Consider the following 20,387-nt stretch of genomic DNA (forward strand, 5'->3'; position numbering starts at 1 on the left):
ACGCGGTTGCCGGCCGCTGGCCGGCAACCGCAGCCATCCGATTGCCCGGAGGCAGCCGGCCAGCGGCCGGCTCTACCCCATTCAGTGCCCAGCCCCGATAATCCTGCCGTGAGCACCGAACCCGATACCCTCGCCGCGGTCGAGACCGACACCGCGCCCCTGCAGCTGCTGCACCTGGATGAGCGCCTGGCCGTGGTCAACAAGCCTGCCGGGCTGATGGTCCACGACAGCAAGCTGGCCCGTGGCGAAGACGACTTCCTGGCCGACCGCCTGCGCGAGCAGCTGGGCCGCCCGATCTTCCTCGTGCATCGCCTGGACCGGGCCACCAGTGGCTGCCTGCTGCTGGGCTTCGACCGCGATACCGCCAGTGCGCTGGGCAAGGCCCTGATGGGCGGCGAAGTGCTGAAGGACTACCTGACGGTCTGCCGGGGCTGGCCGGCCGAGCTCACCTGGCAGGTCGATCATGATCTGGACGGCGGCCCGGGCAAGCCGGTGAAAAAGCCGGCGATCACCGACTTCCAGCGCCTGGCCACCGGCGAGCTGTCGGTGCCGGTCGGTGAATTCACCAGCTCGCGCTACGCACTGCTGCGCTGCCAGCCGCAGACCGGACGCTTCCGGCAGATCCGCCGGCACCTCAAGCACCTCTCGCATCACATGATCGGCGACACCAGCCACGGCGATGGTCGCCACAACCGCATCTTCCGCATGCAGGGCGTGCACCGCATGCTGCTGCACGCCGAGCGCCTGCGCTTCCCGCATCCGGACGGTGGCGCGGTGGACGTGCGTGCGCCGTTGGACGGTGGGTTCCAGAAGGCGCTGGACCTGTTCGGTTGGCAGGTGGATACCGATTGACGGTAGTGCCGGCCGCTGGCCGGCATCTGCGCGATTCCAGATGTAATGGGGAGCCGGCCAGCGGCCGGCACTACCTCATTTCTTTTCCGGCTCGTTGACGATCGCTTCCAGATCCTTCTGCAGGTCCGCAAACAGCGGCTGCATGCGCGCCTGGATCGCGACCATCACGTTCTGCATCAGCGCCGGGGTCTTGTCCAGCAGGCTCTGGCCGGCCGCGCTCTCGTAGAACTCGGCCATCGCCAACACGTCTTCCTTGCTGAAGGTCTTTTTGTACAGGTCCACGTACATCGGCCGCAGCTGCTGCCAGGACAGGGCCTGGCGCAGGGTCTGGCTGGTCCGCGCCTGGATCCGCTTCAGCTGTTCCTGCTGCTGGGCATTGAGCTGGCGCTGTGCGGCTACCTGCTGGAACTGCTGCTGCTGCATCGCCTCGATCTGCGGCAGCATGGTGTCGATCATGCTCTGCGCGCGCGAGGCCGACAGCAGGCGGTTGATGTCGCCATCGGTCGGCGGCGCGGCCAGGGCCGGAACGCTGGCCACGGCCAGCGCCAGCAGCAGGGCGGCGCGGCGCAGCAGGGACGGCAGGGCGGGTACGGTGCGGGTCATGCGGGGCTTCCTGCAGTACATGGGACGGCCAGCATACCCGCAGCCAAGGCGAAGGCGGCGTGTTCGGTACCTGATCGGCGGCATACGGGGCGCGATGCCGCACTCCGGTGCGTGGCTGCCGCTACAATGCGCGGATGGGCAGTGGACCGGTCACCATCAGCGCGCAGCTTGAAATCCCCGACGGCGAGATCGTCGAGCGGTTCGTGCGTGCCAGTGGCGCCGGTGGCCAGAACGTCAACAAGGTCTCCACCGCGGTGGAACTGCGTTTCGATGTGGCCAACTCGCCCTCGTTGCCCGAACCGTTGCGCGCGCGCCTGCTGGCGCGGCGTGACCGGCGCATGACCGGCGAAGGCGTGCTGGTCATCGACGCGCAACGTTTCCGGACCCAGGATCGCAATCGCGAGGATGCGCGCGATCGGCTGGCGGCCTTCATCCAGGCCGGGCTGAGCGTGCCCAAGCCGCGCAAGGCCACCAAGCCGACCCTCGGGTCGAAACTGCGTCGTCTGGACGCCAAACGCGGGCGCGCGCAGATCAAGCGCGGGCGCTCATCACGTGACTGGGAGTGATTGCTTGAACAACCCGACTTCGTTGCTGCCGGCCGTGCCGCCGCAGATGCCGCAGGTCAAACCCAACGCCTTCCTGCGCTGGCTGGCGCGCTGCACCCTGCGCATGGGCGGCTGGAAGGTGACCGGTACCCTGCCTGACATCCCCAGGCTGGTCTTCATCATCGCCCCGCATTCGTCCAACTGGGATGGCCTGTGGGGCATGGCCGCGAAGATCGCGCTGGGCATGAAGGTGAAGGTGCTGGGCAAGGCATCGCTGTTCTGGTGGCCGCTCGGCCCGCTGCTGCACAAGCTGGGTGTGATCCCGCTGGACCGCAGCTCGCCGCAGGGCACCGTCGGCCAGGCCGTGGACCTGCTGCGCAACAACGAGAAGATGTGGTTCGCCATCACGCCCGAGGGCACCCGCAAGGCCGTGAAGGACTGGAAGGCCGGCTTCCTGAAGATCGCGCGGATGGCCGACGTGCCGATCCTGGCCGCGTATTTCCACTACCCGGAGAAGACCATCGGCATCGGCCCGCTGTTCACGCCGACCGGCGATGACGCCGCCGACATGGCCGCCATCCGCGAGTTCTACCGGCCCTGGATCGGCAAGACCCGCGGTACGGTCTGAGCCGGCCGCAGGCTGCCGCATAGACGCCACGTCCGGCACATGCCGGGCGAGCGCGACAGGAGTAGGGTGGAGGGCTGGTATCCCGTACCGTCTGCCCAAGGAGTGTTTTACATGTCGCGTACCGTAGTCCTGGCCGCCGCCATCAGCCTGGCGCTGGCGGCCTGTTCCGGCAAGGAGTCCACCCCCGTGTCCGATGCCCAGAAAGCCCCGGCCCAGCAGCCGGCCGAAGCCTCCACCAATCCGCTGCTGAGCGCCAGCACGCTGCCGTTCCAGGCGCCGCAGTTCGACAAGATCAAGGACAGCGACTACCTGCCGGCGTTCGAAGAAGGCATGCGCCAGCACCTGGCCGACGTGCGCAAGATCGCTGACAGCAGCGAGCCGGCCACCTTCGACAACACCATCGTGGCGATGGAGCGCAGCGGCGAGACGCTGAACCGTGTGTCGCGCATCTTCTTCGGCCTGGTCCAGGCCGATACCAACGATGCGCGCCAGAAGATCCAGGAAGACGTGGCGCCGAAGCTGGCCGCGCACCAGGACGAGATCAACCTCGATCCGAAGCTGTTCGCGCGCGTGAAGTCGCTGTACGACCAGCGTGACACGCTGGAGCTGGACCCGGTGCAGAAGCGCCTGGTCGAGCACTACTACGACGGCCTGGTGCGCGCCGGTGCGCAGCTGTCCGATGCCGACAAGGCGAGTCTGCGCAAGCTCAACGTGGAAGAGACCACCCTTTCCACCCAGTTCCATACCCGCTTGGTGGCCGCCACCGCCGCTGCGGCCGTCGTTGTCGACGACAAGGCCAAGCTGGCCGGCCTGGACGAGGACGCGATCAACAACGCCGCCAACGCCGCCAAGGACCGCAAGCTGGATGGCAAGTTCCTGCTGCCGCTGCAGAACACCACCCAGCAGCCGGTGCTCGGCTCGCTGAGCGACCGCGACCAGCGTGCCGCCGTGCTGAAGGCTTCGGAAACCCGCGCCGAGCGTGGCGATGCCAACGACACCCGGCAGACCGTGCAGCGCCTGGCCCAGCTGCGTGCGCAGAAGGCCAAGCTGCTCGGCTTTGACACCTTCGCCGACTACCAGCTGGGCGACCAGATGGCCAAGACCCCGGCCGCCGCGCTCAAGCTGCTGACCGACACCGTGCCGGCCGCCACCGCCAAGGCGCGCGCCGAGGCCGGCGAGATCCAGAAGGTGATCGACGCGCAGAAGGGTGGTTTCCAGGTCGCTGCCTCGGACTGGGACTTCTACGCCGAGCAGGTGCGCAAGGCCAAGTACGATCTGGACGAGTCGCAGATCAAGCCGTACTTCGAACTGGACAACGTGCTGCAGAACGGCGTCTTCTACGCCGCCACCCAGCTGTACGGCATCACCTTCAAGCCGCGTACCGACATTCCGACCTACAACCCGGACATGAAGGTGTACGAAGTGTTCGACAAGGACGGCACCTCGCTGGCCCTGTTCTACACCGACTACTTCAAGCGTGACAGCAAGTCCGGCGGCGCCTGGATGGACGTGTTCGTCGAGCAGGACGGCCTGACCGGTGCCAAGCCGGTGGTCTACAACGTCTGCAACTTCACCAAGCCGGCCGCCGGCCAGCCTGCGCTGATCAGCTTCGACGACGTGACCACGATGTTCCATGAGTTCGGCCATGCGCTGCACGGCATGTTCTCGAACGTGAAGTACCCGTCGATCGCCGGTACCGCCACCTCGCGTGATTTCGTCGAGTTCCCGTCGCAGTTCAACGAGCACTGGGCGCTGGATCCGAAGGTGTTCGCCAACTACGCCAAGCACTACAAGACCGGCGAGGCGATGCCGCAGGAACTGGTCGACAAGATCCTCAAGGCACGCAGCTTCAACCAGGGTTATGCGACCACCGAGTACCTGTCGGCCGCGCTGCTGGACCTGGCCTGGCATACGCAGAAGGCCGATGCGCCGCTGCAGGATGTCGGCGCCTTTGAAGCCAGTGCGCTGAAGAAGTTCAAGGTCGACCTGCCGCAGGTGCCGCCGCGTTACCGCACCACCTACTTCGACCACATCTGGGGTGGTGGTTACTCGGCCGGTTACTACGCCTACTTCTGGGCCGAAGTGCTGGACCATGACGCCTACCAGTGGTTCACCGAACACGGTGGCCTGACTGCGGCCAATGGCCAGGAGTTCCGCGACAAGATCCTCTCGCGCGGCAACAGCGTGGAGCTGTCGACCCTGTACCGCGATTTCCGCGGCAAGGACCCGTCGGTGGAACCGCTGCTGAAGTTCCGCGGGCTGAAATAAGAAAGCGAAAACGGCGGGGGCAACCCCGCCGTTTTTCTTTCTGTAGCGTCGAGCTTGCTCGACATTCTTCTGTAGAGCCGAGCCTACGCTCGGCTGCGATTCCCGCCCTTGTAGAGCCGAGCCATGCTCGGCTGCCTTTCGATGAAAAACCAGTCGAGCATGGCTCGACTCTACAAACAACGTTACGTCCCCACGTGCACCCGGTTCGCCTGCTCGGCCAGGCCCAGGTGATCCAGCGCGATATCCAGCGCCAGCACATAGCTCTGCGCGCCGTAACCAGCGGCGATGCCCAGGCGCTGGCCGACACCGGCCGGCAGGCACGGCTCGGCCACTGCACCGTCGTCATGCACTTCCACATAGGCGTTGTGCAGGTAGGGCAGCAGGCGCTGCAGGCGCAGGCTGTTGGCACACGCACCCGGATCCAGCAGGGTCACCTCGCCGCGACTGTGGTCGGCCACGCGCAGCGCGTCCAGCAGTTCCTGTTCCGAACCACAGGCACGGATCGCCACGCTGGTGCCGGCGTCGATCGCACGATGCACCAGTGACTTGAGTACCGGTGCCGGCAACGGCATTGCCGTGCGGATCAGCGCACCGGCCGCTTCCGGGCCACGGATGATGAAGATCGACATGGCTCAGCCCTCCTGTGCCAGACGGCGGCCGACAATGGCCAGCGACAATGGATACCCCGCCTGCTGGCTGCGCTGGTCCACCACCACCGCAGCAGGACCATGCTGCAGGCGCAGGCGCGCATCCAGGCCGGGTTCGCTGGGTGACTGCAGTTCGATGTACTGCGCCGGCAACCGTTCCAGCGCCGCCTGCAGCGCGCCGCCCTCGGCCTGCCATTGCGCCTCGTCGGCCACGCCGACATCCAGCAGCACCCAGTCGGCCGAGCGCGCCTGCGGCTGGCACAGGCACTGGCGCACTTCAGACAGGCTGGCGCAGTCGCTGCACAGCACGCGATGGCCGGCCAGCTGCGCCGGCAGCTGCGGACGCGGCGCCGACGAAGATGCGTGGCGGATCACCAGGAGGGTCATACAACACCTTGCGGAATGCGCCCTGTGGCGCGGTGGGCACACGATGCGCGCGGTGGCCGTAAAGGTGCGATGCCCGCGCCCGGGCCGGGGCGTAAAACCTGCGTAACCCGTGTCCGGCGCTACCGGGAACCTCCTGCGCCCGGATGTGGTCTGATAGCGCTACCACTTGCTCGGAGCCTGTCATGGATGCTGTTGCCCGCCCCCCGTTTTCCGAACGCGCGCTGGTCTGGCTGAAGAAGGAGGCGCTGCCGTTGCTGGTGATGCTTGGCCTGCTCGCCGCCGCCCGCGATACCCTCGCCAACCACTACGTGGTGCCCAGCGGCTCGATGCAGCCGACCCTGCAGCCCGGCGACCGGGTGGTGGTGGACATGCGCGCCTATGGCCTGCGCCTGCCGTTTACCGGCAAGGAACTGATGGCGACCGGCACCCCGCAGCGCGGTGAAGTGGCGGTGTTCGATTCACCGGCCGACGGCACCCGCCTGATCAAGCGCGTGGCGGCGGTGGCCGGTGACCATGTGCAGATGCGCGAGGGCCATCTGAGCATCAACGGCCAGCCGCTGCAGATCGCCGACCTGCAGGACGTGGAAGCCTTCGGCGAGCGCCGTGCCCGCCTCGACCTGGACATGGGCGGCGGTCCGGACATTGCCGACCTGGTGGTACCGGCCGGCAAGGTGCTGGTGCTGGGTGACCACCGCGGCAACAGCTTCGACGGTCGCTTCTTCGGCTTCGTTGACGCCGACAAGCTCTACGGCCGCGCCGTGGCGGTGTACTACCGTCGTGGCGACGGTTTCGAGTGGCAGCGTCTGTAAGCTGAATTGATACTTCTTATGTATCAATCCTGACCTACCAGGTTATGGATCGACTGGATCGACGGGCCTAGTCTGAGGCCCGTTCCCTCCCACGCTTGGCCGCCCCACCGGCCCATCGATCCCATGACTGGCGAAACCGCGGCGGCCGTCGAACGCCGCCCCCCCACTGTCGATCCCATCGCCGAGACCCGCATCCAGCAGGGCACGCCAGCCTTCCGCCGCACCGCGCTGGCGCTGTTCCTGGCCGGCTTTTCCACCTTCGGCCTGCTGTACACCGTGCAGCCGCTGCTGCCGGAGTTCAGCCGTCACTTCGGCGTGTCCGCCGCCGGCAGCGCGATGTCGCTGTCGTTGACCACCGGCACGCTGGCGGTGGCGATGCTGCTGGCCGGCCTGCTCTCCGACGCGGTTGGCCGTCGCCCGATGATGATCGCCGCGCTGCTGGCCTCGGCCACGCTGTCGCTGTGCACGGCGCTGGTGGATGACTGGACCACGCTGCTGGTGCTGCGCACGCTGCTCGGCCTGGCGTTGAGCGGCGTGCCGGCAGTGGCGATGACCTACCTTGTCGAGGAAATGGACAGCCGCGCGCTGGGCCTGGCGATGGGCCTGTACATCGGCGGCAACGCCATCGGTGGCATGAGCGGGCGCCTGCTGGCCGGCATCATCGCCGACCATTGGGGCTGGCGATGGGGCATCGGCGTGGTTTCGATCATCGCCATCGCCAGTACCGTGCTGTTGTGGCTGCAGCTGCCACCGTCGCGGCACTTCCATGCACGTCGCGGCGGCCTGCGCCAGTTGCCATCACGCTGGCGCACGCTGTTCGCCGACCCGGGCCTGCCGTGGCTGTTCGCCACCTCGTTCGTGCTGATGGGCGTGTTCGTCACCCTCTACAACTACCTCGGGTATCACCTGCTGGCGCCGCCGTACCACCTCAGCCAGACCGTGGTCGGGCTGATCTTCAGCGTGTACCTGGTGGGCACCTTCAGTTCGGCGTGGATGGGCCAGCAGGCGACGCGTTACGGGCGCGGGCGCATCCTGTCGATCTCGTTCGCACTGATTGGTGCCGGCATCGCGCTGCTGGCGATGCCGTGGCTGAGCACGATGGCACTCGGTATCGCGCTGGTGACGTTCGGCTTCTTCGGCGGTCACTCCGTGGCCAGCAGCTGGGTCGGCAGCCGCGCCGGCGCGATGCGCGCCGAAGCCTCGGCGCTGTACCTGTTCGCCTACTACCTGGGTTCGAGCGTGCTCGGTGGTGTGGGTGGCCTGGCCTATGCGGCGTGGGACTGGCTGGGCGTGTGCCTGTTCGCCGCCGTGCTGACCCTGATCGGCGGTGGCATCGTCTGGGCGCTGCAGCAGCGCGCCCCTCAGCCGGTGACGGCGTGAACCTGCTCTGGTAGATGCCGACCTTGGTCGGCGCCGTGGCCGTGGGCCAACCAAGGTTGGCCGCTACCGGGTGGGTTGCACCTCACCCTTCCGCGAACGCCTCACGCAACAGCCCGGCGAAGTTGCGGATAAGCGGCGTCACACCCTCGCGGCGCCAGGCCAGCTGCACTTCCGAATGCGCACCGGCATCGGCCAGCGCGACGAAGCGCGCGCCCTCCACCCGGATGTGGTCGCACGACGACGGCAGGATCGCCGCACCCAGGCCAGCAGCGGCCAGACTGATCAGCGTCGACGCCTCACCGGCCTCCTGCACGATGCGCGGGGTGAATCCGGCGGCCGCGCACAACGCGATCATGTGGTCATGGATGCCCGCACCGGCGCTGCGGCGGAATGCCACGAACGGCTCCTGCGCGAAATCGCGCAGCGACAGCGTGCCCACCTTCGAAAGCCTGCGCAGGGCAGGGTGGTCGGCATGCACGATCAACGCCAGTGGATCGACGAACAGGCTGTGCGCCACCAGTTCCGGCGGCAACGCGCGCTTGCGGATGATGCCCACGTCCAGGCGGCCATCGAGCAGCGCATCGATCTGCTGCAGGGTGTTCATCTCGCTCAGCTGCAGTCGCACCTGCGGATAGCGTTGGCGGTACTGCAGGATCGAGCGCGGAATCTGCGGCGACAGTGGCGTCGCGCGGGTCAGCCCGATGCGCAGCTCACCCTGCTCGCCGCGCTGCGCACGCTGTACCTCGTCCACCGCCGTTTCCACCTGCTGCACGATGGCCCGTGCACGTTCCTGCAGCAGCTCGCCCGCCGGCGTCAGCTGCACACGACGGTGGCTGCGTACGAACAGGCGCGCACCGATCAGGTCTTCCAGCTGGCGGATCTGCTGGCTGAGCGGCGGCTGCGACATGCCCAGCCGCTCCGCCGCCTGGCCGAAGTGCAGCGTGTCGGCGACGGCAAGGAAGTAACGCAGATGGCGGAGTTCGATGGACATGGGTCCAGTCTAGCCAGACCGGCACCGGGCTTGTCGCCTTCTTCGATCGCTTTTCCGCCAGTCGAGCATGGCTCGACTCTACAAAATCCGGTTTCGATCATTTGCAGCGGGGGTCAGAGCCCATTGCGCAGCAACGGGATCCGACCCCGACAGATCGCGGGAATCTGTCAGAGGCGGGACGGCGTGGGTGGGCAGGACCGTTGGCGCCATGGATGGCGCCATCGAGCCCCCATGGGTGAGGGCGCTTTGCTTGCAAAGCACTGCTTCGCAAGCGCCCGAACGCACAGCCGCCAGCGGCTGGGCCGGACCGCGGAGCGGGGTTTACGGCGTGTCCTGCCCACCCACGCCGCCCCGCCATCCCACGGATAGCCCGCTGTTGCCGTTGCTTCGGCTTCGGCAGGTGCAGGGCGCAGCCCTGCCGCACACCCTCACCGCTCGGAATGCCCGCTCTGGTCGTAATCGCGCGGACTGAACAACTCCGGCTGGATCAGCTCCACAAACGCCCGCGCCTGCGCCGACAGCGCCTTGCCACGCCGCACGATCACCCCGTAACTGCGTTCCGGGAACCAGCGCTTCATCGACCGCGCCGCCAGCCGCTCGCGGTCGGCCTCGTTCAGGCACAGCGCCGGCACGATTGAAATGCCCATGCCCATCGCCACGTACTGCTTGATCACCTCCCAGCCACCCACTTCCAATGCCACGGTGTAGGCGATGCGGTGGCGCTGGAATACCTGGTCGACCAGGCGGTAGGTGATCTGCCGCTTCGGTGGCAGCACCAGCGGAAAACGCGCGATGTCGGCCAGTTCCAGCTCGCCACCGCTGGCCAGCGGATGGTCGTGCGGCGCGATCAGCACCTGCTCGAAACGGTAGGCCGGTGCGTAGCTGAGATCGGCCGGCACATCGGTCATCGAACCGATCGCCAGGTCGGCGGCGTCCTCGCGCAGCAGGTCGGTGCCGTCGGCGCTGATCGCGTTGTGCAGGGTCAGGCGCACGTCCGGATGATGCAGGCGGAAGCGTTCGACGATCTTCGGCAGCAGGTACAGGATGGTCGAGCTGTTGGCGGCGATGTTCAGTTCGCCCGCGTCCAGGCCGCGCACCTTGTCGCGGAAGCGCGCCTCCAGCCCGTCCAGGCTCTCCACCAGTGGCTGCGCCATCTCGTACAGCAGCTGGCCCTCGCGGCTGGGCACCAGGCGGCGCCCGCTGCGTTCGAACAACGGCACCCCCAGCTCTCGCTCCAAGGCCTGCAACTGCAGGCTGATAGCCGGCTGGCTGACGAAAAGCGCCTCAGCCGCCCGTGAGACCGAGCCCAGGCGCACGGTCTGGCAGAACGCACGCAGCGGTTTCAACCGGTCGGATTTGTAGGAAAAACGAGGACTTGGCGAAGGGCGCGTGGTCATGGCGTCACAAGTATTAGCACAATTTATGTAGAGCATTGCAAAAACTGTTTTGCCAAATACTCGATACCGGCGGCACCGTGGAGACGTTCCCCCACCGCTGGAGTCGCCCCATGTCCGCCGTCGCTTCCGCTGTTCCCACCCCCGCCAGCAAGGCCACCCCCGGTATCGCCCTGGCGACCCGCGTGGCCGGCCAGGACACCCTGCTGCCGGCGCCGCTGCTGGCCCTGCTGGTGTCGCTGCACCGTGCGGTGGAACCGGGCCGGCAGGCACGGCTGCAGGCACGCCGCGTGCGCCAGGCGTTCTTCGACCAGGGCGGCCTGCCGGACTTCCGCGAGGACACCGCCGCGATCCGCAGCGGCGACTGGCGTGTTGCCCCGCTGCCGGCCGCGCTGCAGGACCGCCGCGTCGAGATCACCGGCCCGACCGACCCGAAGATGGTCATCAACGCGCTGAACTCCGGCGCCAAGGTGTTCATGGCCGACTTCGAGGATTCGACCTCGCCGACCTGGCGCAACCTGCTGGCCGGGCAGCAGTCGCTGGCCGCCGCGGTGCGTGGCGATCTCGAGTACACCGCACCGGCATCCAACGGGAAGGCCGGCAAGCACTACACCTTGCGCCCGTTCGACGAACAGGCGGTGCTGATCGTACGCCCGCGCGGCTGGCACCTGGACGAGAAGCACGTGCGCATCGATGGCCAGTTCATCGCTGGTGGCCTGTTCGATGCGGCGGTGTTCGCCTTCCACAACGCCCGCACGCTGCAGGCCAAGGACCGCGGCCCGTACTTCTACCTGCCCAAGCTGCAGAGCATGGAAGAGGCGGCGCTGTGGGAGACCGCGCTGTCGCACATCGAGGGCATGCTCGGCCTGCCGCACGGCCAGATCAAGGTGACCGTGCTGATTGAAACCTTGCCGGCAGTGTTCGAGATGGACGAGATCCTGCACGCGCTGCGTGACCGCATCGTCGGCCTGAACTGCGGGCGCTGGGATTACATCTTCTCGTACCTGAAGACCTTCCGCCGCCACGCCGACCGCGTGCTGCCCGAACGCGGCCAGGTGACCATGACCCAGCCGTTCCTGAAGGCGTATTCGGAACTGCTGATCCAGACCTGCCACCGCCGCGGTGCGCATGCGATGGGCGGCATGGCCGCGCAGATCCCGATCAACAACGATGCCGCTGCCAACGAACAGGCGATGGCCCGCGTGCGCGCCGACAAGCTGCGCGAAGTGACCGCCGGCCACGACGGCACCTGGGTCGCGCATCCGGCGCTGATTCCGGTGGCGATGGCGATCTTCGACGAGCACATGCCCGGTGCGAACCAGCACAGCGTGCTGCGCCAGGATGTGCGCGTCGGCCGCGACGAACTGATCGCGCGGCCGCCGGGCACCATCACCCGCGCCGGATTCGAAGGCAACGTGGAAGTCTGCGTGCGCTACCTGGCCGCCTGGCTGGATGGCAACGGCTGCGTGCCGATCCACCACCTGATGGAGGACGCGGCCACCGCCGAGATCAGCCGCAGCCAGCTGTGGCAGTGGCTGCATACGCCGGGCCAGCAGCTGGACGATGGCACTGCGATCGACCTGGTGCTGCTGGATTCCACCCTCTCGCAGCTGCCGGCACGGCTGGGCGATACCGCCGCGCTGCCCGGTGGTGCACGCATCGGCGAGGCCATCGCCCTGCTCGGCGAACTGAGCCGCAGCGAAGAGCTGACTGATTTCCTGACCCTGCCGGCCTACGCGCGCATCGACTGACCGACCGCTCGCAATTCCGCCGTTTCCCTCCCCGCTGCACGCACGAACCGAACTGGAGAAAGACATGAGCAAGCTGCCCACTGCCGAACAGATCCAGCACGACTGGGATACCAACCCGCGTTGGGAAGGCATCCAGCGCAACTACAGCGCCGCTGACGTGGTGCGCCTGCGCGGCACCGTCCACATCGAGCATTCGCTGGCCCGCCTGGGTGCGGAGAAGCTGTGGGCGACGCTGCATGAGCGCGAGTTCGTCAACGCGCTGGGTGCATTGACCGGCAACCAGGCCATGCAGCAGGTCAAGGCGGGCCTGAAGGCGATCTACCTGTCCGGTTGGCAGGTGGCGGCCGACGCCAACCTGGCCGGGCAGATGTACCCGGACCAGTCGCTGTACCCGGCCGATTCGGTGCCGGCGGTAGTCAAGCGCATCAACAACACGCTGCTGCGCGCCGACCAGCTGCACCACGCCGAAGGCAAGGACGACATCGACTTCCTGCAGCCGATCGTGGCCGATGCGGAAGCCGGTTTCGGCGGCGTGCTCAATGCGTTCGAACTGATGAAGGCGATGATCGAGGCCGGTGCCGCTGGCGTGCACTTCGAAGACCAGCTGGCCTCGGTGAAGAAGTGCGGCCACATGGGCGGCAAGGTGCTGGTGCCGACCCGCGAGGCCATCGAGAAGCTCAACGCCGCGCGCCTGGCCGCCGACGTGCTGGGCGTGCCGACCCTGCTGGTGGCGCGTACCGATGCCGAGGCCGCGGATCTGCTGACCAGCGACATCGATGGCAACGACAAGCCGTTCGCCACCGGCGAGCGCACCGTGGAAGGCTTCTACAAGACCCGTAATGGCCTGGACCAGGCGATCAGCCGCGGCCTGGCCTATGCGCCCTATGCCGACCTGGTGTGGTGCGAGACCGGCAAGCCGGACCTGGAATTCGCACGCAAGTTCGCCGAGGCGATCCATGCGAAGTTCCCCGGCAAGCTGCTGGCCTATAACTGCTCGCCCAGCTTCAACTGGAAGAAGAACCTGGACGACGCCACCATCGCCAAGTTCCAGAAGGAGCTGGGCAGCTACGGCTACAAGTTCCAGTTCATCACCCTGGCCGGCTTCCATGCGCTGAACTACGGCATGTTCAATCTGGCCCACGGCTATGCACGTCGACAGATGAGCGCGTTCGTGGAACTACAGGAAGCCGAGTTTGAAGCGGCCGAGCGCGGCTTCACTGCGGTCAAGCATCAGCGTGAGGTTGGCACCGGCTACTTCGATGCGGTGACCCAGGCGATCCAGCAGGGCCAGTCGTCGACCACCGCATTGACCGGTTCGACCGAGGAAGAGCAGTTCCACGGCGGGCGCAGCGAACGCGCGGCGTGATGCGGTAGTGCCGGCCGCTGGCCGGCAACCGCGTGATCCTTCGGGCACCACAGGGAAGCCGGCCAGCGGCCGGCGCTACCGAAGCTTCGGAATCCGATCAGGGTGGCCAGGGAAGGGCCAGACAACGCCGGCCGGTCGGGGGACCTGCCGGCGTTGTTGTATCGATGCAAGGGAGCAGCGCGCAGCCAGCGTCAATCAGGCGCACCCACGCGTGCCGGCAACTTGGCCGAAAGCCTGTGAAATCCAGCATCGGATTGATCCAGCAGGGGTTTTGCCCGGACACCCGTGACCAGAACGGGCCACCACCGATCTTCACATCAATCAAGATCGGCAGACGGGTCAAAATGAGATAGGGCGCACACTTTAAAGCGGTGCTATGCTCCGCGGCTCACCAGGGGACGCTGGCGGCGGGTGCAGGGAATGACCGGCAGGGGTGCGGCCGAGAACAGTGATGTGACGTCAGGTATCGCCCGGGTGGCGATGGCCGAGATCGTGCACGCGCTGCTTTCCGCTGCCGAGGTTGCATTGTTCGCCAGATTTGCCCGTCCATGCAAGCTTCATGCCGGACAGTGGTTGTTCCAGCGTGGCCATCGCGGCGAACGGATGTATGTGATCCTCCAAGGCCAGATCGAACTGGACTTCGGAGAGGACCTGGTGATCAAGACGCTCGGCCAGCATGAGTTCTTCGGTGAGCTTGGCCTGCTGGTCGGCGATCACCTGCGCAGCGCCAGTGCACGCGCGCTGGCCGACTGTGAAGTACTGGAGCTGGGCCCGGCCGACTTCCATCGCCTGGTGGAATCCGATCCCGGCCTGGTCGCCTACTTCCTGCGCCGTACGATCATGCGCGTGCTGACCAACGAGCAGGCGCTGATCAGCCAGCTGCGCCGGCGCAACCACGATCTGGAAACCGCGCTGGACAACCTGTACATCACCACCCACCAGTTGACCCACACCCGTGAACTGGTACGTACCGATGAACTGACCGGGCTGCACAACCGTCGTGGCCTCACCCTGTACCTGCAGGAATGCCGCGCCGATGGCGAAGGGTTGCCGCAGGCACTGCTGCTGATCGACTGCGACCGCTTCAAGCAGATCAATGATCGCCACGGCCACCAGGCCGGCGACCGTGTACTGCAGAGCATGGGCAACATCCTGCGCTCGATGGCCGGTGAGCAGGACCTGGCCTGCCGCCTCGGCGGCGATGAGTTCTGCCTGATCCTGCGCCGTGGCAACCATGAGATCGTGCAGCACGCGGCCGAGTTCATCCTCAGCGCGGTGCATGGCCTGCTCGAACGCAGTCATGGCACGCCGCACGTCAGCCTGGTCAGCATCGGTGCCAGCCTGCTGGCGCCGGAGGCGGGCTGGAGCGAGTGGTACGCCAACGCGGACCGCGCGCTGTACCAGGCCAAGCGCGATGGTGGCAACTGCCTGCGCTGGGCGGATGCAGCGGACATACCTTGATCGGGAGAGACCGGCGATGAATGGCGACAACGGAACGTCGACGCCGCACAACCAGCAACTGCGTGCGCTGCTGTTCACCGATCTGTGTGATTCGCTGCTGCTGGTCGAACGCATCGGCGATGTGGCTGCCGCCGAGCTGTTCCAGGAACACGACCGCTTGGTGCTGGCGCTGCAGCAGCGCTGGCACGGCCAGCTGATCGACCGCTCCGACGGATTGTTCATGCTGTTCGAGCGCCCGATTGATGCGCTCGGATTCGCCCTGGATTACCAGCGTGGCCTGCAGCCGCTGGGGCAGGCGCGTGATCTCCGACTGCAGGCGCGGGCCGGGTTGCACGTGGGTGAGGTCATCCTGTGGAACAACAGCTCGGAATCGATCGCGCTTGGAGCCAAGGCTGTGGAGGTGGAGGGCCTGGCCAAGCCGATGGCAGCGCGCCTGATGCAGTTGGCTCCCCCCGGACAACTGCTGATGTCGGCGGCTGCTGAATCGGTGGTGCGCCGTGCAGCGACGGAGCTGGGTGAACTGGGCGGTCGCCTGCAGTGGAGGTCATTCGGTCGCTGGCGCTTTCGCGGTGTGGCGCAACCGATGGAAGTGCTGGGCGTGGCGGTGGCGGGGAAGGGCATGCTTTCCCGGCCGCGTGCCAGCGACAAGGCGCGCCCTGATGTTCCGGTCTGGCGGCGTCCGCTGGCGATGGCCGCGCAGGCGGCCCTGATTGTCTCTGTCGGGCTGGGCCTGTGGCTGCTGGCCCGACCACAGCCGGCGATTGCCTTCGCCGAACGCGACTGGGTGGTGATGGCCGATGCGCGCAACCTGACCGATAACCCGGTCCTGGACGACGCCCTGAACCAGGCGTTGCGCATCGGGCTTGAGCAGTCGCGTTACGTAAACGTGATCAGCGACATGAAGGCGCGCGACACCATGGCGCGCATGTTGATGCCAGAAAACACCGAGATCGATCGTGCGGCCGCTGTCCAGATCGCAATGCGCGATGGCGCGCGCGCGGTACTCGATCCCTCGATCCGTGAGGTACACGGCCAGCTGCGTGTGGCCGTCGATGTCGTCAATCCTGCCACTGGCGAGACCGTCTACTCGGTTTATTCCGATGGCAAAGGCCTGCCTTCCGCGCTGACCTCCAGTGACCAAGTGGTGGTGCAATTGCGATCGCGGTTGGGCGAAGCGATGGCGCAGATCGGCAAGACATCGGCACCGTTGCCGCAGGTGGCAACAGCCAACCTCGACGCACTGCATGCCTACGCACGCGGACAGCTTGCCTATGGCCGCGGACAGACCGAGTCGTCGTTGAAATTTTTCCAGATCGCAACGCGCATTGATCCTGACTTCGCCATGGCCTATGTCGGGCAGATGCGATCGATGTTCAGCCAGGGCCAACTGGAGGACGCGCGCGGTTTGCTGACCAAGGTCAGGACGCTGCGTCATCGGCTGAGCACGCGTGAGGGCCTGTATCTGGATGCATGGCAGGTGGAGCTGGAGTCCGGTTCTGAATCCGCCGCTGGCGAGGCCTGGAAGGTACTGGCCGATCTGTATCCGGATCATCACGGGGCCAGCGTCAACCATGGTCTGGCCGAGTTCGTGCTGGGCCACTACGAAAAGGCGGAGCAGGCCGTTGCCCATGCCAACGTGGAGCAGAACCCGTTGCGCAGCGTGACGCTGGAGCTGCTCGGGCGCATCCAGTTGGCACGGGGAAAGGTCGATGAGGCGGTAGCAACGCTGCATCGTGCCATGCAGCTCGCCGAAGGTCGCCCGAACCGGCAGCTGGTTGCGGCGCTGGCCGTGTCCGGGCGAAATGCAGAGGCCAGTGCAGTGCTGGCGCGGTTGCCGGAGAACGGGCCGGGACGGTGGCTGGAAGGGACTTCACTGGCCATTGATGAGGGGCGATTCGAGGAGGCGTTGGCAGCCTCGGTCGCGTCCGCAGGCCGGTGCAATGGCGGTCCCTTCGTATGTGATCTGCTGGGCACGGTCAATTTGGCTGTTCACGCCGCGGCGGCTCGATGCGTAGCGCCACGCGACTTCGCAACGCAGGCCAGCGCGCTGCTGCGGAATGCGGCACGCCCCGAAAACGGTGAACGCGGACAGTATCTGTATTTCGCTGCGGCCAGCTTGTATGCGGCACAGCGCTTGGGCCTGCAATCCTCGATCGGCCGGCAGGTGGCCGAGCTTGACGTATTGGCGGCCGACGCCGTCGACCCACGTGCGCGCCAGTTGGCGGCGGTGGTCAAGGCCAATGCGTTGCATCTGTCCGGTGACAGCGCGCAGGCAATCAAGATGCTGCAGGCGATGGTTGATGGCAGCGAGCTGTTCCAGGTCCACAGCGTGCTGGCAGCGGCCTACGCCGCACAGGGCGCGATACAGGAGCAGCAGTCGCAGCTGGACTGGATGCGTCGGCACCGCGGGCGCGCCTATACCGAATTCGCAGGCTCGTCCGTGTTGCAGGCATTGAATGTAGGCGACAGCCAGCGTGGGCCATCACGCCCGGGATGCGCCCTCTCACCGGACGCATCCTGAGCGATCGGCACCAAGGTCAGGGCGTCGGTGCCTGCGAACCGTCGATGAAGCAATGCGGATGGCTGAACACCGCGCGCTCGGTCAGCTGCTGCACCAGATTGTCGCGTGCAGCGGCCAGATCTTCATTGGAGGCCAGGTCGGCGGACAGCATGCAGCCCTGCGCGGCGGCACCCGCCTCGACACTGATCTGCTGCAGGGCTGTTGCCGGGTCCTGCTTGAATGCTGTGCGGAAGTCTGCGTCGGTGGTGAGCAGATCAAGCAGCGTGGTGGCGTCAGCGAGGGACAGTGGGGATTTGCGGTTGGTCATGAGCGTGGGATCCAAGGAGACAGGGAAGGTCGAACAAGTGGCGCGTGCCTTTGACCGTAGTCATAGCGGCGCGGATCGATGGGTCTTGAACGCGGTACTGGGCCATACTTACCCAGCTCCACCGGCAGCACATTGCCGGAATCCCATTTGCCACAGGAACGTCGATGACCTCTTCGCGGTACCGCCGATGCCACGCGCTGGCTGTTGTTCCCGATGAACAACCATCGTTCTCCCTGAACAGCCTGCTGGCTGGTGGAACCGGTGTGGAGTTCGTGCAGCAGTTGCAGGTGCGTGCTGCCCATCTCGATCAGCCTGTGACGCTCGATGCCGACGCTTGTGCGTTGCTGTTGCAGACCAGCGCCGAGCGCTGGCAGGTCTTGCCGGATGACCTGCAGAACCGCGCCCGAGTGGCATCGCTGCTGGAGGCGGGGTTGCTCATCGCCGAGAAGGGCGCGCCCGAGGCGGCGCGACAGGCTGACCAGCGTGTTCGCGACGGACACTGGTGGGCCTTGTCAGCCATCCATCATCGCCATTCCCGCTGGGCGGGCGTAGACAGTGCCGGCGATATGGAGAAGCACCGGATGGTGACCGCACAGGACCTGGTGCAGCAGCTCGGCAAGCCACCGGCCGAAGCCCCGGTGCGGCAGCCGGGTGCCATCGCTCTGCCGGTCGCGGCACCCGATGCCGTGGCACAGCTGTTGGCTGCACGTACCACCTGCCGCAACTACGCCGAGGACAAGCCTCTATCGCTGGAGATGCTGGCGGGCATGATGCAGCACGTGCTGATGGCGCAGGCACAGGTAGAAACCGAACCCGGCGTGCGCTTCCTGAAGAAGAACGTACCGTCCGCGGGTAGCCTGCATCCGCTGGAAGCGTACGTGATTGCGCGCAAGGTCGATGGCCTGCAGCCTGGGTTGTATCACTACCATGCTGTGGCTCACGAGCTGGCACGGCAACAGGCACAGCCCGCCCAGCTGGACGATTTCTGCCTGCGCCTGTTGTCGGGCCAGCACTGGTTCGCTTCGGCCCACGCCATGGTGGTGCTGGTCTGCCGTTTCGGTCGCAACTTCTGGAAGTACCGCAACCACGCCAAGGCCTATCGCGCCGTTAGCCTGGATGTCGGCCATGTGTCGCAGGCACTGTATACAGCGGCCACGGCCAATGGCTTGGGCGGCTTCGTCACCGCGGCGATCAATGAGACGGAGATCGAGTCGCTGCTGGGGTTCGACCCGATGGTCGACGGCGCAATGGCGGTGTGCGGATTCGGTTGGCGTGCGCAGAGCATGACCACGGCGGAGCTGGACCCTGCGGGGCATGTCTGGAAGCGCGAGGCCCGCGATTGAACAAGCCCGGCAGGGCGCTGGAGTACCCAGCGCCCCTTGTCGGGTGCATTACTGGATGATGCGGTGGACGTGACCGGCTTCGAAGGTGAAGACCACGGTCATGGATGCGCGGTGGCTGGAGAGATAGTTCACCAGGGCATCGCGGGCCTGGCTCAGCTCTTCCTTGCTGGCCAGCTTGCCGGTGCTCAGGCAGGGCGGCACCTGCGCCATCGAGTCGAATGCCAGGCCGATCTGCCGGCAGGCCTGCAGCGGGTTCCTGCTGAACTGCGCACGGAACACATCATCGCTGCACAGGCGGTCGAGCAGGGCAATGGCGGTTTGCGGCTCAAAGCGCGGCGACTCGGTGGTGGTGTGTTCGCTGGAGAACCGGGTACGAGTGGATGGCAACATCGAATCTACCTCTGAAGTGGATTGAGGGGCGTTCAAGCGGCCTGCGGTACGGCGGAGTGGTGCACGCTTCCCTGCAGATGCCCGGATTCGAACATGAAGGGGACAGTGAATGCGGCGCGCTGGGCCAGGAGCGCGGCGATCTGCTGGCGCACCTGTTGGAACTCTTCCTTGCTGGCCAGGACGTTGTGGATGGCGCAGGGGCTTGTGCCGGACTGTGCCTGCAGCCCATGCCGCGCCATCGCAGCGCCGGCATCGGCTGTGAACTCTGCGCGGAAGGCGTCGTCAGAACACAGCAGGTCGAGCAGCCGACCGGCATTGACAGTGGTCATCGGGGACTTTGCGGACATCGCAAACACTCCTTGTGGGTCAATGTCCGCCGATTAAACCACGTGTGACTACCGCGAGCGTGCCGCAGCGCAGCGTCAAGCAAGGCGCGCCGAGCCGGTACAGGCCAGTGGTCCTGCTGGGCATGGCACCGTGGTTCCAGAAACGTTGGAAGAGCGCACCGGAGATGCCAGCTTGACGTTCCTGCGACACAGTTTCAGGGCGGTGTCCAGGTCGGAGGCGTCGTCGGCGACCTGGCCCATCGAGCACGAATTTGGCCTAGATCCGCGTTCCGAGGGCGTCCTCGCCGTATGCGGTTTTGGCTGGCGCGCCCCGACCATAACCACGACCGAACTGGACCCGGCAGGTGTGATCTGGAATCCCGAGGACCGCGCGGTCTGAACCCACGCGGCCCCCGCC

General features: G+C 66.4%; 19 protein-coding genes and 1 pseudogene. 12 read left to right on the plus strand and 8 right to left on the minus strand.

Annotation, left to right across the window (positions count from 1 at the left end; translation table 11 throughout):
* Window positions 1–84 precede the first annotated feature (84 nt).
* On the plus strand, window positions 85–852 hold the full coding sequence (locus tag ACZK3W_RS00800; protein WP_428993086.1) for a pseudouridine synthase: 768 nt from the start codon (window positions 85–87) through the stop codon (window positions 850–852).
* A 75-nt stretch (window positions 853–927) separates the two neighbouring features.
* Here ACZK3W_RS00800 and ACZK3W_RS00805 read toward each other — a convergent pair whose 3' ends face one another.
* On the minus strand, window positions 928–1,455 hold the full coding sequence (locus ACZK3W_RS00805) for a DUF2059 domain-containing protein (RefSeq protein WP_125895907.1): 528 nt from the start codon (window positions 1,453–1,455) through the stop codon (window positions 928–930).
* A gap of 134 nt (window positions 1,456–1,589) precedes the next feature.
* On the opposite strand from ACZK3W_RS00805, the gene arfB reads away from it, so the two are divergent.
* The 3 genes from arfB to dcp all read left to right on the plus strand — a co-directional run bounded on the left by arfB (window position 1,590) and on the right by dcp (window position 4,896).
* Window positions 1,590–2,021, plus strand: a complete 432-nt coding sequence (arfB, locus tag ACZK3W_RS00810) for an alternative ribosome rescue aminoacyl-tRNA hydrolase ArfB (protein ID WP_032130467.1) — start codon at window positions 1,590–1,592, stop codon at window positions 2,019–2,021.
* A gap of 46 nt (window positions 2,022–2,067) precedes the next feature.
* Window positions 2,068–2,628 (plus strand): lysophospholipid acyltransferase family protein, encoded by a 561-nt coding sequence (locus ACZK3W_RS00815; RefSeq protein WP_223276957.1) that lies wholly within the window; start codon window positions 2,068–2,070, stop codon window positions 2,626–2,628.
* Window positions 2,629–2,739: 111 nt separating this feature from the next.
* Window positions 2,740–4,896 (plus strand): peptidyl-dipeptidase Dcp, encoded by a 2,157-nt coding sequence (dcp, locus tag ACZK3W_RS00820; protein ID WP_032130469.1) that lies wholly within the window; start codon window positions 2,740–2,742, stop codon window positions 4,894–4,896.
* A gap of 182 nt (window positions 4,897–5,078) precedes the next feature.
* Here the strand turns inward: dcp and ACZK3W_RS00825 are convergent, their stop codons facing one another.
* Complete coding sequence (locus ACZK3W_RS00825; protein ID WP_004153636.1) at window positions 5,079–5,525, minus strand: 3-dehydroquinate dehydratase; 447 nt, start codon at window positions 5,523–5,525, stop codon at window positions 5,079–5,081.
* Between the two features lie 3 nt (window positions 5,526–5,528).
* Complete coding sequence (locus ACZK3W_RS00830) at window positions 5,529–5,930, minus strand: hypothetical protein (protein WP_021203742.1); 402 nt, start codon at window positions 5,928–5,930, stop codon at window positions 5,529–5,531.
* Between the two features lie 182 nt (window positions 5,931–6,112).
* On the opposite strand from ACZK3W_RS00830, the gene lepB reads away from it, so the two are divergent.
* Complete coding sequence (gene lepB, locus ACZK3W_RS00835; protein ID WP_293799083.1) at window positions 6,113–6,739, plus strand: signal peptidase I; 627 nt, start codon at window positions 6,113–6,115, stop codon at window positions 6,737–6,739.
* 123 nt (window positions 6,740–6,862) lie between these two features.
* Complete coding sequence (locus ACZK3W_RS00840; protein WP_180844591.1) at window positions 6,863–8,119, plus strand: MFS transporter; 1,257 nt, start codon at window positions 6,863–6,865, stop codon at window positions 8,117–8,119.
* Between the two features lie 82 nt (window positions 8,120–8,201).
* Here ACZK3W_RS00840 and ACZK3W_RS00845 read toward each other — a convergent pair whose 3' ends face one another.
* Both ACZK3W_RS00845 and ACZK3W_RS00850 read right to left on the minus strand, forming a co-directional pair.
* Complete coding sequence (locus tag ACZK3W_RS00845; RefSeq protein WP_293799078.1) at window positions 8,202–9,110, minus strand: LysR family transcriptional regulator; 909 nt, start codon at window positions 9,108–9,110, stop codon at window positions 8,202–8,204.
* A 428-nt stretch (window positions 9,111–9,538) separates the two neighbouring features.
* Window positions 9,539–10,507, minus strand: a complete 969-nt coding sequence (locus ACZK3W_RS00850) for a LysR family transcriptional regulator (RefSeq protein WP_125895444.1) — start codon at window positions 10,505–10,507, stop codon at window positions 9,539–9,541.
* A gap of 110 nt (window positions 10,508–10,617) precedes the next feature.
* Between ACZK3W_RS00850 and aceB the strand changes: the two genes are divergently transcribed.
* From aceB to ACZK3W_RS00870, 4 genes are all read left to right on the plus strand, one after another.
* A complete protein-coding gene (aceB, locus tag ACZK3W_RS00855; RefSeq protein WP_180837245.1) occupies window positions 10,618–12,255 on the plus strand; it encodes a malate synthase A in 1,638 nt (545 codons plus the stop codon).
* 64 nt (window positions 12,256–12,319) lie between these two features.
* Entirely contained in the window at window positions 12,320–13,621 is a 1,302-nt protein-coding gene (aceA, locus tag ACZK3W_RS00860; RefSeq protein WP_125895446.1) for an isocitrate lyase, read from the plus strand.
* Window positions 13,622–14,041: 420 nt separating this feature from the next.
* Window positions 14,042–15,082 carry a GGDEF domain-containing protein gene (locus ACZK3W_RS00865; protein WP_049400576.1) on the plus strand — a complete coding sequence of 347 codons (1,041 nt, stop codon included), beginning with the start codon at window positions 14,042–14,044 and terminating at the stop codon, window positions 15,080–15,082.
* A gap of 16 nt (window positions 15,083–15,098) precedes the next feature.
* Window positions 15,099–17,603, plus strand: a complete 2,505-nt coding sequence (locus ACZK3W_RS00870) for a putative peptide modification system cyclase (RefSeq protein ID WP_049421011.1) — start codon at window positions 15,099–15,101, stop codon at window positions 17,601–17,603.
* A 16-nt stretch (window positions 17,604–17,619) separates the two neighbouring features.
* Here ACZK3W_RS00870 and ACZK3W_RS00875 read toward each other — a convergent pair whose 3' ends face one another.
* Complete coding sequence (locus ACZK3W_RS00875; protein WP_012509741.1) at window positions 17,620–17,910, minus strand: NHLP-related RiPP peptide; 291 nt, start codon at window positions 17,908–17,910, stop codon at window positions 17,620–17,622.
* Between the two features lie 164 nt (window positions 17,911–18,074).
* Here ACZK3W_RS00875 and ACZK3W_RS00880 point away from each other — a divergent pair, with 164 nt between their 5' ends.
* Window positions 18,075–19,253: a putative peptide maturation dehydrogenase gene (locus tag ACZK3W_RS00880; protein WP_125895447.1), complete on the plus strand. Its 1,179-nt coding sequence runs from the start codon at window positions 18,075–18,077 to the stop codon at window positions 19,251–19,253.
* A 48-nt stretch (window positions 19,254–19,301) separates the two neighbouring features.
* Here the strand turns inward: ACZK3W_RS00880 and ACZK3W_RS00885 are convergent, their stop codons facing one another.
* Together ACZK3W_RS00885 and ACZK3W_RS00890 are read right to left on the minus strand one after the other, a co-directional pair.
* On the minus strand, window positions 19,302–19,643 hold the full coding sequence (locus tag ACZK3W_RS00885) for an NHLP-related RiPP peptide (protein ID WP_080355176.1): 342 nt from the start codon (window positions 19,641–19,643) through the stop codon (window positions 19,302–19,304).
* A 32-nt stretch (window positions 19,644–19,675) separates the two neighbouring features.
* Window positions 19,676–19,990 (minus strand): NHLP-related RiPP peptide, encoded by a 315-nt coding sequence (locus ACZK3W_RS00890; RefSeq protein ID WP_125895448.1) that lies wholly within the window; start codon window positions 19,988–19,990, stop codon window positions 19,676–19,678.
* A 238-nt stretch (window positions 19,991–20,228) separates the two neighbouring features.
* On the opposite strand from ACZK3W_RS00890, the pseudogene ACZK3W_RS00895 reads away from it, so the two are divergent.
* Window positions 20,229–20,369: pseudogene (locus ACZK3W_RS00895) on the plus strand (putative peptide maturation dehydrogenase); the annotation flags it as partial.
* Window positions 20,370–20,387: the final 18 nt, after the last annotated feature.

This window comes from Stenotrophomonas sp. 80084_Sma (assembly GCF_056481995.1).